Source organism: Kribbella sp. NPDC058693 (assembly GCF_042715335.1).
Lineage (GTDB): Bacteria > Actinomycetota > Actinomycetes > Propionibacteriales > Kribbellaceae > Kribbella > Kribbella jiaozuonensis.
Window position 1 is genome coordinate 758513 of the sequence record NZ_JBHXSQ010000002.1, and the last position, 12535, is coordinate 771047.

Below are 12535 nucleotides of genomic sequence, written 5' to 3' on the forward strand. Positions count from 1 at the left end.
AGGTGAGCGCCTTATGGCTGACTTGCGTGACTTTCCCGACCAGGCGTTCTCCGGGGTCCATCACGGACCGCTGCAGGAGGGCGAGTGGATCACTCTGCAGGACTCGAAGGGCCGCCGGCACTCGGTCAACCTGGAGCGCGGGAAGATCTTCCACACGACCAAGGGCGGGATCGCTCACGACGAGCTGATCGACGGCCCGGACGCGGTCGTGATCAGGTCCAAGGGCGGCGTCGAGTACCTCGCGCTGCGCCCGCTGATGGCCGACTACTCGGTGTCGATGCCGCGCGGCGCGGCGGTGATCTACCCGAAGGACACCGCGCAGATCGTGACGATGGCCGACATCTTCCCGGGCGCGAAGGTGGTCGAGGCGGGCGCCGGCTCCGGCGCGCTGACCACGGCGCTGCTGCGGGCGGTCGGGATCCACGGACAGGTGATCTCGTTCGAGCGCCGGGAGGACTTCGCCGAGGTCGCGCGGAAGAACGTCACCGGCTTCTTCGGCGGCGAGCACCCGGCGTGGCGGCTCGAGGTCGGCGACCTGGTCGAGAAGCTCAACGAGCAGGACGTGGACCGCGTCGTGCTCGACATGCTGGCGCCGTGGGAATGCGTTGACGCCGTCGCTGAGGCGCTTTCACCCGGTGGGGTGTTCTGTGCCTATGTGGCCACCACGACGCAGCTGAGCCGCTTTGTGGAGACGCTGAGGGCACACGGCGAGTTCACTGAGCCGCGCGCGTGGGAGTCACTCGTGCGAGACTGGCATGTAGAAGGCCTTGCCGTTCGACCGGGCCACCGGATGCAAGGTCACACCGCCTTCCTGGTCACAGCACGAAGGATGGCGCACGGGGTGCAGGCACCCCGGAAGAAGCGACGCCCCGCGCCTGGCGCGTACGGCGACGATTACCTCGGGCCTCGTCGCGAAGAGGCCCGGGCGGAATCAACCGACGACATGCCGAAGGCAACTGGTTCATCCGCAACCGACACGTGATGGGATTCAGCTTGCCCGGCGAGGTTTTCTGGGTAAGGTCCATAGGGTCGAGCCCCACATGGTGAGGTGATGATCGTGGCTGGAGACGAGAGTCCTACCGCGGCAGAACTGCGTAACCAGGTCCGGTACCTGGAAGCCGAAGTCGCGGCGTTGCGACGGCGGCTGCTCGAGCACCCGGCAGACAGCCGGTCGCTCGAGAGCAGGCTGTCCGAAACACAGGCCTCCTTGGCGAGTGTCACCGCTCAGAACGAGCGGCTGGCCGACACGCTGCGGGAGGCGCGAGAGAAGATCATCGCCCTGAAGGAGGAGGTCGACCGGCTGGCGCAACCGCCGTCCGGATTCGGCACCTTCCTCGGACGCAATGAAGACGACACGCTGGACGTGTTCACCGGTGGCCGGAAACTCCGGGTCGCGGCGAGCCCGTCGGTGGACCTGGACGCGCTCCGGCTCGGCCAGGAACTGATGCTGAACGAAGCACTCAACGTGGTCGAGGCCTGCGAGTTCGAGGTCGTCGGCGACGTGGTGATGCTGAAGGAGCTGCTCGCCGACGGCGAGCGGGCGCTGGTCATCGCGCAGGCGGACGAGGAGCGGGTGGTGCGGCTCGCGTCGCCGCTGCTCGACGTGCCGCTGCGGGCCGGCGACTCGCTGCTGCTCGAGGCGCGCTCCGGGTATGTGTACGAGAAGATCCCGAAGTCCGAGGTCGAGGAGCTGATCCTCGAAGAGGTCCCGGACATCGACTACACCCAGATCGGCGGCCTGACCGGCCAGATCGAGCAGATCCGGGACGCGGTCGAGCTGCCGTACCTGCACAAGGACCTGTTCCTCGAGCACGAGCTCAAGCCGCCGAAGGGCGTGCTGCTCTACGGCCCGCCCGGTTGCGGCAAGACGCTGATCGCCAAGGCGGTGGCGAACTCGCTGGCCAAGAAGGTCGCCGAGCGGACCGGGACGGAAGGACAGAAGTCGTTCTTCCTGAACATCAAGGGTCCCGAGCTGCTGAACAAGTACGTCGGTGAGACCGAGCGGCACATCCGCCTGGTCTTCCAGCGGGCCCGGGAGAAGGCCTCCGAGGGTATGCCGGTGATCGTGTTCTTCGACGAGATGGACTCGCTGTTCCGCACCCGCGGATCCGGGGTTTCGTCCGACGTGGAGAACACCATCGTTCCGCAGCTGCTGAGCGAGATCGACGGTGTCGAGGGCCTGGAGAACGTCCTGGTCATCGGTGCCTCCAACCGCGAGGACATGATCGACCCCGCGATCCTGCGGCCCGGCCGGCTGGACGTGAAGATCAAGATCGAGCGCCCCGACGCGGAGGCGGCGCGGGACATCTTCTCGAAGTACCTGACCAGTGGGCTGCCGTTGCACGTCGACGACCTCGGCGAGTTCGGCGGCGACCGGCAGGCGTGCGTGGACGGCATGATCCAGCGCACGGTCGAGCGGATGTACACCGAGGCCGACGAGAACCGCTTCCTCGAGGTCACCTACGCCAACGGTGACAAGGAGGTCCTGTACTTCAAGGACTTCAACTCGGGCGCGATGATCCAGAACATCGTCGACCGGGCGAAGAAGATGGCGATCAAGGCATTCCTCGACGAGAACCAGAAGGGCCTGCGGGTGCAGCACCTGCTGCAGGCCTGCGTGGACGAGTTCAAGGAGAACGAGGACCTGCCGAACACCACCAACCCGGACGACTGGGCCCGCATCTCCGGCAAGAAGGGCGAGCGGATCGTCTACATCCGTACGCTCATCTCCGGCAAGCAGGGCACCGAGCCCGGACGGTCGATCGACACGGCGACCAACACCGGTCAGTACCTGTAAGACAACCTGTAGGACACCGCGAACCGCCCCTGGACCAACGGGTCCAGGGGCGGTTCGTTTGTCGTGAGGGGTAGGTATAACACCCGGTGCGATCGGGGGGTTTCCCTGATTGGTACGGCGGTCGCGCGGCCTTAGCTTGCTGTTATGGCGACGGATGAGGTGCGGAAGGACCTGCGGGCCGCGGTCGCGGCACGGCAGGAACTGGGGCCGGAGTACGAGAACGAGATCATCGACAGCTTCCTGGAGAAGCTCGATGCCAGGGATGTCCAGCGACGCGTCGGTTCGCTGCCCGAGCCGGCCCCGCGACGGCATCCCGGCCGCGAGACCGACCCCGGCGGCCTGGCGCTGGCGATCGTATCGATCGTCGCGGCCATCCCGATCACCGCGATCGCGGCCGGAATGATCGGGCCCTTCGGCGTACTGATCGCCTGGATCGGACTGGTCAGCATCAACTTCGCCCGGACGATGTCCCGCCGCATGCGCTAGCCGATCGGCAGCTGGTGCCCCTGCGCGTCGAAGGCAAGGACCTCGGTCTTGAGCTTCTGGCCGACGGTGAACTTCCCGTTCGCCTGGACCTCGATGTAGGCGAAGCCGTCGCTCACGACACCGCTGGTCCACGGACCGGTCTTGCCGTTCAATACGTACCGCGCCTCGACCTTGGCGACATCCGGGTGGGCCCGGTAGAGCCGCCACGATTGCAGCGTGGTGAGGTCGTTCGTGAAGTCGCCGTCCGTGGTGCCGAGCGCCACCAACGCGCGCTGCGCCGTGGGTTGGGTTCGCCAGGCTTTGTCGTCGACCCGCCCGACCGCTCCGATCGCGCCGAGCTTGCCGCTCGGCGGCGTCCGCGTCATGCAGTACCGGTACCCGAGCTTGGCGGTGGACGGCGCTCCTCCGCCCCCCGGCTTGCGACGGCCGTTGATCACCGGGGGCTGCGTAGTCGACTTCTTCGTGTCCAGGGCCACTGCCACCAGCGCGGTGCTGTCCTTGGTGATACCCCGGACGTGGCGGCTCCAGACGAGCTGGGCCGGCCCCGGCTCGTTCGGGAACTGGCAGTCGGCGACGATCTTGGCCACGTCGGCCTTCGGCACCGGGCCGAGATCGACGCCCACCTTGGCCTCGGGCGACGCGGTCGACGTACCGGCCGCTCCGGTGTCGTCGGGTGACTTCTGAGCGACGACCAGCGTTCCGGCCACGACGGCGGCGACGGCTCCGACGGCGACCGCCGGGGCGATCCACCGCCGGCCGGGGCGGTGATCGCCGGGCCGGGTCCTGTCCATCACCTGATTGCGGAGCCGGGACCGCTCCGCCGCGCTCAACGGCGGAACCCGCGGTGGTTCGAGTTGGGTGTTCATGAGAGCTCCTCGTTAAGGGCGACCCGGGTCAACAGGTCGGGGAAGCGGCGGCGGGTGCGGTGGAGTCGGGCCTTGACGGTCCCGACCGGTACGCCGAGCGCGTCCGCGGCCTCGGCTGTGGTGAGTCCGGACCAGACGACGAGCTCGAGGGTCTCGCGTTCGTGCCGGGGGAGTTCGGCCACCGCGCGCCGGATCGCCGACATCTGGCGTTCGTCGTCCAGACGGCGGACGACGTCGGGTGCATGGTCGTCGTCGGGTGCAGGGTCAGGCAGGCGGGTGAGCAGGTTGTGCAGTCTGGCCGCCGTACGAGCCAGCGCCCGGCATTCGTTGCCCGCCACGACGAGCAGCCAACCGCGGGCGCTCGACGCGGTCAGCGGACCGGGTGGGTTGCGCTGGAAGCGTCGCCAGGTGCTGAGGAACGTCGACTGGACCACATCGTCGGCGGTGCTCCAGGACGCGGTACGCCGGAACGCGAACGCCCGTACGTCGTCCGCGTATCGGTCGAACAGCTCGCCGAGCGCGAAATGGTCCCCGACGCGCAATCGCTCCCAGAGCTCCGTATCGTCAGTCAGGGTGGTCTTCACACCCTCTAATGACCGGACAGCCGGCGGATGGTTGCATCAGAGCCGGTTCAGGATGTCCTGCAGGCCATTCGTCACGTCGTCCGGCAGGTCGAGGAGCAGGCCGCGGTGGACGCCGTACCAGGGGGAGAGGCGAGCCCAGTCCGCGGCGCGTTCGACCTGGTCAGGGGTGGGTTCGTACACCTCGATCAGACCGGTCCTGAGTGCTGCTGGAGCGCCGTTGAGGGGCCAGCAGAGGTCCAGTGCGGGGTCGCCGATGACGGCGTCCGTCCAGTCGATGATGCCGGTGATCTGACCGTCGGCCATGAGGATGTGGTCCGGGCCGAGATCGCAATGGATCAAGGATGTCCGGACGTTTGCCACGCGGTCGAGCAAGTCGATGGCGCGACCGCGTGCTTCAGATGGCAGTAGCGGCACGATCTGGGTCTTGCACTCCTTCAGGAACACCGCCTTCTCGGCATCGGCCGTGGCCGCGTCCAGCGCACCACGCGCGACCGCCTCGACCGGATCCACAGCGTGCAGGGCCCTGAGGAAGGCGCCCAGTTCGCGGCCCGTCGCCGTGCCGCCGTCGGTGAAAGGTGAGCCGGGCAGCATCAGGTGCCGTACGCCGTTGTCCCTCAGCTCGGGCACCGGGACGGGCAGGGGCAGCTGCGGGGCGAGCCAGGGGAGGAGCGTGGCTTCAGCGAGCAGCCGGGGGCGCACCTCGGGCCGCCGTGGGGAGCGGTTGATCCACGGACCTTCGATCCAGGCGTCGCTGTCCCAGCCCTGGTCGATGGTCGCCAGACTCCGGACGAAGTCTCCGAGCAGGCCCACCGCGTCTGGCATAAAAGACCACGACGGGTCGTCCAGCTTGGCGACGAGCTCGGCGGGGGACATCCAGGCGCCCCACTCGACCTCTTCCGGCTGGTGCCGCACCGGGCCGTCCCAGACGCACGTGTACAGGTAGGCGTGGTACTGCGTGTGGTCGTCGGCGTAGTCACCCTCCGGCAACCGCGTCAGCTCGACGCCCGAGATCCCGAGCTCCTCCTCCAGCTCCCGTACGACGGCGTGGAACGGGTCCTCACCGGCCGCGACGACCCCGCCGGCAGTGAAGTCGTACCGGCTCGGGTACAGGTCCTTGATCGGTGTACGACGGTGCACGTAGATGTCACCGGCCGTATTCCGGACGACTACTCCGGTGGCGGAATGGCGCAGGTTGTCGCGCCGCATCACCGACCGTGGCGCGGAACCGGTGACATGGTTGTCCCGGTCCAGGATCGCCACCAATTCGTCCACGGGCGCAGTCTCACATGTAACCCTGTGGACACAGCAACCCCTTTAGTCGCCGGTACCGCGTAGGCTCGTTCGCATGAGTGTTCGGCGGATCATGGGTACCGAGACCGAGTTCGGGATCTCGGTGCCGGGCCAGCCCGGGGCCAACCCGATGCTGACCTCGAGCCAGGTGGTGAACGGCTACGCGCAGACGCAGCCGCTCGCGCGCAAGACGCGGTGGGACTTCGACGAGGAGCACCCGTTACGCGACGCGCGAGGATTCGACCTGAGCCGGGAGGTGGCGGACTCCAGCCAGCTCACCGACGAGGAGACCGGCCTGGCGAACGTGATCCTCACCAACGGCGCCCGGCTGTACGTCGACCACGCCCATCCGGAGTACTCCGCTCCGGAGACCACCAACCCGCGGGACGCGGTGGTCTGGGACAAGGCCGGCGAGCTGGTGATCATGGAGGGCGCGCGGCAGGCCCGGCTGATCCCAGGCGCCCCGCAGCTGAACCTCTACAAGAACAACACCGACAACAAGGGCGCGTCGTACGGCTCGCACGAGAACTACCTGATGCGCCGGTCCACGCCGTTCGCGTCGATCGTGCGGCACCTGACGCCGTTCTTCGTCAGCCGTCAGGTGGTCACCGGCGCCGGCCGGGTCGGCATCGGCCAGGACGGCGCGGCGCACGGGTTCCAGATCAGCCAGCGGGCCGACTACTTCGAGGTCGAGGTCGGCCTGGAGACGACGTTGAAGCGCCCGATCATCAACACCCGCGACGAGCCGCACGCGAATCCGGACCGGTACCGTCGGCTGCACGTGATCATCGGCGACGCGAACCTGTCCGAGATCTCGACGTACCTGAAGGTCGGTACGACGTCGCTCGTGCTCGCGATGATCGAGGACGGCTGGCTGACCGACGACCTCGGCGTCGACCGGCCGGTCTCCGCGCTGCACGAGGTCAGCCACGACCCGTCCTGCACGCACCTGCTGACGCTGAAGGACGGCCGCAAGATCACCGCCGTCCAGCTGCAGGCGGAGTACCTGGAGCAGGCCCGCAAGTACGTCGAGGACAAGTACGGCGACGACGCGGACCGGCAGACCAAGGACATCCTGCACCGGTGGGAGCAGATCCTCGACCAGCTCGCGATCGACCCGATGAAGCTGTCCGACCAGCTCGACTGGGTCGCGAAGTACAAACTGCTCCAGCAGTACCGCGATCGCGACGGTCTCGAGTGGGACGACCCGAAGCTGCACCTGATCGACCTGCAGTACGCCGATCTCCGCCCGGACAAGGGCCTGTATTACAGGTTGGTGAAATCCAACCGGATGCAGCGCATCGTCACCGACGAGGAGATCCGGATGGCGGTGGCGCACCCGCCGACCGACACCCGCGCGTACTTCCGCGGCCGCTGCATGCAGCAGTACGCGCCGCAGGTCGCGGCCGCCTCCTGGGACTCGGTGATCTTCGATCTGCCGGGTAAGGAGTCACTGCAACGGATCCCGACGCTGGACCCGCTGCGGGGTACGAAAGCGCATGTCGGCGCACTTCTTGACCAATGCGACACCGCCAGTGACCTGGTTCGCACCATTACTGGGGGCGCCGCCGGGTAGGGTCGCTATAGAAGGGTCGGTTGGGCGACCTTTCCAGCGGTTCTAGGAGGTGTGTGCCATGGCGAAAGACGGCGGGCAGCAGCACAAGCAGCCCAAGCGTTCGTCGACCGAGGAAGAGGTCGAGGAGGTCGAGGCGTCGGAGGACGTCCAGGAGCGCAAAGAGCGACTCGACGAGGACGTCGACTCGATCCTGGACGAGATCGACGAGGTCCTCGAGGAGAACGCCGAGGAGTTCGTCCGCGGATTCGTGCAAAAGGGTGGGGAGTGAACCGCTCGATGACTTCTGATGCCTCCGGCCGGTTGCCGGAAGCCTTCCTGACCCCAGGTGGCTCGTCGTTCATGGACTTCCTGGCCGGGCACGCGCCCGACCTGTTGCCGGGACGACGGGCCCTGGGTTCGGGTGACCTGTCCAGTGAGGTCCCGCACGGTACGACGATCGTCGCGGCCACCTTCCCCGGTGGCGTGATCATGGCCGGCGACCGGCGGGCCACGATGGGCAACATCATCGCCCAGCGTGACATCGAGAAGGTGTTCCCGGCCGACGAGTACTCGGCGGTCGCGTTCGCCGGCTCGGCCGGGTTCGGGATCGAGATGGTCCGGTTGTTCCAGGTCGAGCTGGAGCACTACGAGAAGCTCGAGGGCGCGACGCTCAGCCTCGACGGCAAGGCCAACCGGCTCAGCGCGCTGATCCGGGGCAACCTGCCGATGGCGATGCAGGGCCTGACCGTGGTGCCGCTGTTCGCGGGGTACGACCAGGACATCAAGGGCGGCCGGATCTTCTCCTACGACCCGACCGGCGGGCGGTACGAGGAGACCCACTTCTACAGCGTCGGCTCGGGCTCGTTGTTCGCCCGCGGCGCGCTGAAGAAGCTGTACCGCGAGGACCTGTCCGAGACCGACTGCGTGACGGTGATGATCCAGTCGCTGATCGACGCGGCCGACGACGACTCGGCGACCGGCGGCCCGGACATGCTCCGGCGGATCTTCCCGGTGGTCGGCGTGGTCACCGCGGACGGTTACCGGCGGCTGCCCGAGGACGAGGTGGCGGCGCTCGTCGACGCGGCCTGGAGCCAACGGCACCGGCGCCCCGACGGCCCGGCCGCGACGTCCCTGACCTGACCCCCGCCCTTCGACTGATAAGAGGACGACACCTTCGATGAGCGTTCCGTTCTACGTCTCGCCCGAGCAGCTGATGCGGGACCGGGCCGACTTCGCCCGGAAGGGCATCGCCAAGGGCCGCAGCGCGATCGCGCTGCAATATGCCGACGGCATCCTGTTCGTGGCCGAGAACCGCTCGCCCGCGCTGCACAAGGTGGCCGAGATCTACGACCGGATGGCGTTCGCCGCCGTCGGCCGGTACAACGAGTTCGAGAACCTGCGGATCGCCGGCGTGCGGCTGGCCGACATGCGCGGGTACTCCTACGACCGGCGCGACGTCACCGGCCGGGCGCTGGCCAACGCGTACGCGCAGACGCTCGGCGCGATCTTCTCCTCCGGCGGTGAGAAGCCGCTCGAGGTCGAGATCCTGGTCGCCGAGATCGGCGCCGCTCCGTCCGACGACCAGGTCTACCGGCTCACGTACGACGGCTCCATCGCCGACGTGCAGGGGTACGCCGTGATGGGCGGCCCGGCCGACCAGGTCGCGGACTACATCGGCGAGCACTACTCCGAGGGCATCTCGCTCGCGGGCGCGCTCCGGCTCGCGGTCGACGCGCTCGGCCACGACGGCACCGAGGTCCGGCAGCTGACGCCGGACCAGCTCGAGGTCGCGGTCCTGGACCGGACCCGGACGCAGGTGCGCAAGTTCAAGCGGATCTCCGAGGAGACGCTGGCCCGGATCCTGTCCGAGTCGCGTCCTGCGGAGGAGCCCACCGCGCCGGCCGACACCGACGCCGCCGATAAGGACGACAGCGCGGAGACGACTGCGTCGGCCGACGACTCCGCGGTCGCCCCGCCGGCGGATGACGCACCGATCGCTCCGCCGGAAGATCCCGACGACAACCGTCCCCTGTGACGGACCAGCACGAGACCTCAGCCGTCACCGACAACGTGGCGGCTGAGTCGTCTCGGCCCGCCGATCCCGTTCCGTGGGAGCTGCTGGAGGAGGAGCCGGGTTTCCAGCGCTTCCTGACCGTGCGGCTGCGGCGGTACCGGATGCCCGACGGCCGTGAGGTCGAGTGGGACGTCCTCGGCCCCGAGGCCGGGATCGCGTCCGGGATCACCGTGCTGCCGCTGACGCCGGAGGGCCGGATCGTCACGATCCGGATGTTCCGCGCCGGCCCGGACGCCGTGGTGACGAACCTGCCGGGCGGCCTGGTGGAGCCCGGCGAAGACGTTGCCGTCGCCGGCGCGCGGGAGCTCGAGGAGGAGACCGGCTACACCTGCGAGACGCTCGACGTCGTCGGCTGGCAGTGGTCCGCGGCGTCCTCGACCTTCCGCAAGTACGTCGCGATCGCGCGCGGCTGCCGCCCGGACGGCAAACAACAGCTCGACGAGGCCGAGGATTGCGTCCCGGTCGAGCTGACCGTGGACGCGTTCCGTGCCGAGCTGCGCACTCCGGGTGCGATGACCGGAATTGATGCCGCCTATCTCGCGTTGGACCACGCAGGCTTGCTTTAGAAAATCTGCGGAGGAAACGATATGAGCGACTGGAACACGAACGTCATCACTGAGTTCCGGGAGAACGAAGGCAAGGTCGGCGGCAACTTCGAAGGCGCCCCGATGGTGCTGCTGCACCACATCGGTCGCCGGAGCGGACAGGAGTTCATCGCCCCGACGATGTACCTGGCCGACGAGACCGACCCGGCCGTCATCTACGTGTTCGCCAGCAAGGGCGGCGCGCCGACGAACCCGGACTGGTACCGCAACCTGGTCTCCGCCGGCGAGGGCGTCGTCGAGGTCGGCACCGAGACCTACAAGGTGTCCGTCGACGACGTGACCGGCGCCGACCGCGACCGCATCTACGCCGAGCAGGCGCGGCGCTACCCGGGGTTCGCGGAGTACGAGGTCCGTACGGCGGGCATTCGCACGATCCCGGTCCTCAAGCTGACCCGGGTGTCTTGACGGGCAGGTCCGCGCGCTGAGTGGATAGGGCTGTGACCCCTGACCCTCAGCAGACCAGCACGCGTCCGGACGGATTCGACCTCGGTAGCACGGTCGGTCTGGTACACGGACCGACCACCGATCCCGACGCCGAGCGGATCGTCCGCGACACCCTGACCCGCGCCGGCGTGACCACGATCATCGACGGCGAGGCCGCAGTGACCGTCCATCTCGGCGGCACCGGCCTCGACGTCGAACCGGCCGCCGGTCTGCCGACCGAGGGGTACGTCGTTGCCGTCGGTGACCACCAGATCGTCCTCGACGGCGTCGACATCCGAGGCACGTACTACGCGGCCCTGACCCTCGACCAGCTTGTCGAGGGCAACCACGTCGACGGCGTCGAGATCCGTGACTGGCCGACGCTGCCGTACCGCGGCTCGATCGAGGGCTTCTACGGCACCCCGTGGTCGCACGCCGACCGCCTCGACCACCTGGACTACCTCGGCGCGCACAAGCTGAACACTTACCAGTACGCGCCGAAGGACGACGTGTACCACCGCGAGCAGTGGCGTGACCCGTACCCGGCCGACAAGCTGGCCGAGCTCGGCGAGCTGATCGAGCGGGCGCAGCGCAACAAGGTCGACTTCACCTTCGCGCTGTCGCCCGGCCTGTCGATTGCCTACACCTCCGACGAGGACTTCCAGGCGTTGATCGCGAAGTTCGAGGCGCTGTACGCGCTCGGCGTACGGGTGTTCAACGTGCCGCTGGACGACATCGAGTACGAGAAATGGCACTCCGACGAGGACGCCACGAAGTACGGCTCAGGTGGTGGTGCGGCCGGTGCGGCGCAGGCCGACCTGTGCAACCGCGTCCAGCGGGAGTGGATCGCGACCAAGCCGGACGTGGCTCCGCTGCAGATGGTCCCGACCGAGTACTACGACGTCGAGGAGACGCCGTACAAGCAGGCCCTGCGCGAGCAACTCGATCCCGCCGTGATTGTGCACTGGACGGGTACTGCGGTCGTTCCGGAGCAGATCACGAGCGCACAAGCGGCCGCGGCGAAGGCGGTGTTCGGGCACGACATCCTGATCTGGGACAACTACCCGGTCAACGACTACGCGCACGGCCGGATCCTGCTGGCGCCGTACACAGGTCGCGAGCCCGGCCTCGCCGAGCACGTCGTCGGCGTCATCTCGAACCCGATGAACCAGGCCGCGGCCAGCAAGCTCGCGCTGTACTCGTTCGCCGAGTTCGGCTGGAAGCCCGCGACGTACGACGCCGACGCGTCCTGGCATCGCGCGATCGCCGAGCGCGCCGGGGGAGACGCGGCCACGATCGCGGCGCTGGAGGTGTTCGCGGACCTGACGACGTACGACGGGAAGCTGCACCTGACCAATGCGCCGGTGCTGGCCGCGAAGCTGGCGGCCTTCAAAGCGACCTGGGACGGCGGCGACCTGGCCGGGGCGATCGCCGAGCTCGAGCCGTACTTGGAGGCGATCGAGAACGCGTCCGCTCAGATCCGCAGCGGCGTGATCGACCCGGAGTTCGAGGCCGAGACCGACTCGTGGCTGGACGCGTCGTTCTACTGGGGTGGGGCGCTGCGGCAGGCGCTGCGCGTGTTCGAGGCGCAGGCGGAGGGCAACGAGTCGGACGTCGCGACTGCCCGGGACGAGATCGAGCACCTGATCACGCAGGCGAACGAGATCCGCGATGTCCGCCTTCCGCACAGCAAGGTCCCGCTCCGGATCGGCGACGGGGTGGCCGACGCATTCGTAGCCCAGGCGACGGGGTCGGTATCCTGAGGACGGACCGCGACTGGCGCTGAGGTGGACCACCACCGGGGAACGGTCTGCCATCCGGCTTCGCCGCGCGCCTGGGCACCTTCGACGTCAGA

The 12535-nt window shown here is 68.2% G+C and carries 13 protein-coding genes and 1 riboswitch; of the genes, 10 read left to right on the plus strand and 3 right to left on the minus strand.

Annotated features, from left to right (window positions below; translation table 11 throughout):
- Nucleotides 1-13 precede the first annotated feature (13 nt).
- The 3 genes from ACFWUU_RS13230 to ACFWUU_RS13240 all read left to right on the plus strand — a co-directional run bounded on the left by ACFWUU_RS13230 (nucleotide 14) and on the right by ACFWUU_RS13240 (nucleotide 3283).
- Nucleotides 14-982 (plus strand): tRNA (adenine-N1)-methyltransferase, encoded by a 969-nt coding sequence (locus tag ACFWUU_RS13230; RefSeq protein ID WP_380175413.1) that lies wholly within the window; start codon nucleotides 14-16, stop codon nucleotides 980-982.
- 69 nt (nucleotides 983-1051) lie between these two features.
- Nucleotides 1052-2797, plus strand: a complete 1746-nt coding sequence (gene arc, locus ACFWUU_RS13235; protein ID WP_137256873.1) for a proteasome ATPase — start codon at nucleotides 1052-1054, stop codon at nucleotides 2795-2797.
- 144 nt (nucleotides 2798-2941) lie between these two features.
- Nucleotides 2942-3283 (plus strand): hypothetical protein, encoded by a 342-nt coding sequence (locus ACFWUU_RS13240; protein ID WP_380175415.1) that lies wholly within the window; start codon nucleotides 2942-2944, stop codon nucleotides 3281-3283.
- Here ACFWUU_RS13240 and ACFWUU_RS13245 read toward each other — a convergent pair.
- From ACFWUU_RS13245 to ACFWUU_RS13255, 3 genes are read right to left on the minus strand one after another with little or no spacing between them, the layout of a single operon-like run.
- A complete protein-coding gene (locus ACFWUU_RS13245) occupies nucleotides 3280-4149 on the minus strand; it encodes a hypothetical protein (protein ID WP_380175417.1) in 870 nt (289 codons plus the stop codon). The genes ACFWUU_RS13240 and ACFWUU_RS13245 overlap by 4 nt on opposite strands.
- Nucleotides 4146-4733 (minus strand): RNA polymerase sigma factor, encoded by a 588-nt coding sequence (locus tag ACFWUU_RS13250; RefSeq protein ID WP_380175419.1) that lies wholly within the window; start codon nucleotides 4731-4733, stop codon nucleotides 4146-4148. Before ACFWUU_RS13250 ends, ACFWUU_RS13245 begins: the two co-directional genes overlap by 4 nt.
- A gap of 36 nt (nucleotides 4734-4769) precedes the next feature.
- On the minus strand, nucleotides 4770-6005 hold the full coding sequence (locus tag ACFWUU_RS13255) for a phosphotransferase (RefSeq protein ID WP_380175421.1): 1236 nt from the start codon (nucleotides 6003-6005) through the stop codon (nucleotides 4770-4772).
- Nucleotides 6006-6078: 73 nt separating this feature from the next.
- Between ACFWUU_RS13255 and dop the strand changes: the two genes are divergently transcribed.
- The 7 genes from dop (at nucleotide 6079) to ACFWUU_RS13290 (ending at nucleotide 12443) form a co-directional block, all read left to right on the plus strand.
- Nucleotides 6079-7599, plus strand: coding sequence for a depupylase/deamidase Dop (gene dop, locus ACFWUU_RS13260; RefSeq protein ID WP_137256869.1), 1521 nt, complete (start codon nucleotides 6079-6081; stop codon nucleotides 7597-7599).
- Between the two features lie 58 nt (nucleotides 7600-7657).
- On the plus strand, nucleotides 7658-7867 hold the full coding sequence (locus tag ACFWUU_RS13265) for a ubiquitin-like protein Pup (RefSeq protein ID WP_380175422.1): 210 nt from the start codon (nucleotides 7658-7660) through the stop codon (nucleotides 7865-7867).
- Between the two features lie 8 nt (nucleotides 7868-7875).
- Nucleotides 7876-8718: a proteasome subunit beta gene (prcB, locus tag ACFWUU_RS13270; RefSeq protein WP_137256868.1), complete on the plus strand. Its 843-nt coding sequence runs from the start codon at nucleotides 7876-7878 to the stop codon at nucleotides 8716-8718.
- Nucleotides 8719-8755: 37 nt separating this feature from the next.
- Nucleotides 8756-9613, plus strand: a complete 858-nt coding sequence (prcA, locus tag ACFWUU_RS13275) for a proteasome subunit alpha (RefSeq protein WP_380175424.1) — start codon at nucleotides 8756-8758, stop codon at nucleotides 9611-9613.
- Nucleotides 9610-10218 carry an NUDIX hydrolase gene (locus ACFWUU_RS13280; protein WP_380175426.1) on the plus strand — a complete coding sequence of 203 codons (609 nt, stop codon included), beginning with the start codon at nucleotides 9610-9612 and terminating at the stop codon, nucleotides 10216-10218. The genes prcA and ACFWUU_RS13280 overlap by 4 nt, the downstream gene beginning before the upstream one ends.
- A 21-nt stretch (nucleotides 10219-10239) precedes the next feature.
- Entirely contained in the window at nucleotides 10240-10662 is a 423-nt protein-coding gene (locus ACFWUU_RS13285; protein ID WP_137256865.1) for a nitroreductase family deazaflavin-dependent oxidoreductase, read from the plus strand.
- Between the two features lie 32 nt (nucleotides 10663-10694).
- Nucleotides 10695-12443, plus strand: coding sequence for a beta-N-acetylglucosaminidase domain-containing protein (locus tag ACFWUU_RS13290; protein ID WP_380175428.1), 1749 nt, complete (start codon nucleotides 10695-10697; stop codon nucleotides 12441-12443).
- A riboswitch (ZMP/ZTP riboswitch) is annotated at nucleotides 12443-12527 on the plus strand. It overlaps the preceding gene by 1 nt.
- Nucleotides 12528-12535: the final 8 nt, after the last annotated feature.

What these genes read in the sequence shown, in the direction of transcription:
- ACFWUU_RS13245 (WP_380175417.1), bottom strand. Translation starts at nt 4,149, where the DNA reads ATGAACACCCAACTCGAACCACCGCGGGTTCCGCCGTTGAGCGCGGCG.
- arc (WP_137256873.1), top strand. Translation starts at nt 1,052, where the DNA reads ATGATCGTGGCTGGAGACGAGAGTCCTACCGCGGCAGAACTGCGTAAC.
- prcB (WP_137256868.1), top strand. Translation starts at nt 7,876, where the DNA reads ATGACTTCTGATGCCTCCGGCCGGTTGCCGGAAGCCTTCCTGACCCCA.
- ACFWUU_RS13240 (WP_380175415.1), top strand. Translation starts at nt 2,942, where the DNA reads ATGGCGACGGATGAGGTGCGGAAGGACCTGCGGGCCGCGGTCGCGGCA.
- ACFWUU_RS13265 (WP_380175422.1), top strand. Translation starts at nt 7,658, where the DNA reads ATGGCGAAAGACGGCGGGCAGCAGCACAAGCAGCCCAAGCGTTCGTCG.
- prcA (WP_380175424.1), top strand. Translation starts at nt 8,756, where the DNA reads ATGAGCGTTCCGTTCTACGTCTCGCCCGAGCAGCTGATGCGGGACCGG.
- ACFWUU_RS13285 (WP_137256865.1), top strand. Translation starts at nt 10,240, where the DNA reads ATGAGCGACTGGAACACGAACGTCATCACTGAGTTCCGGGAGAACGAA.
- dop (WP_137256869.1), top strand. Translation starts at nt 6,079, where the DNA reads ATGAGTGTTCGGCGGATCATGGGTACCGAGACCGAGTTCGGGATCTCG.
- ACFWUU_RS13230 (WP_380175413.1), top strand. Translation starts at nt 14, where the DNA reads ATGGCTGACTTGCGTGACTTTCCCGACCAGGCGTTCTCCGGGGTCCAT.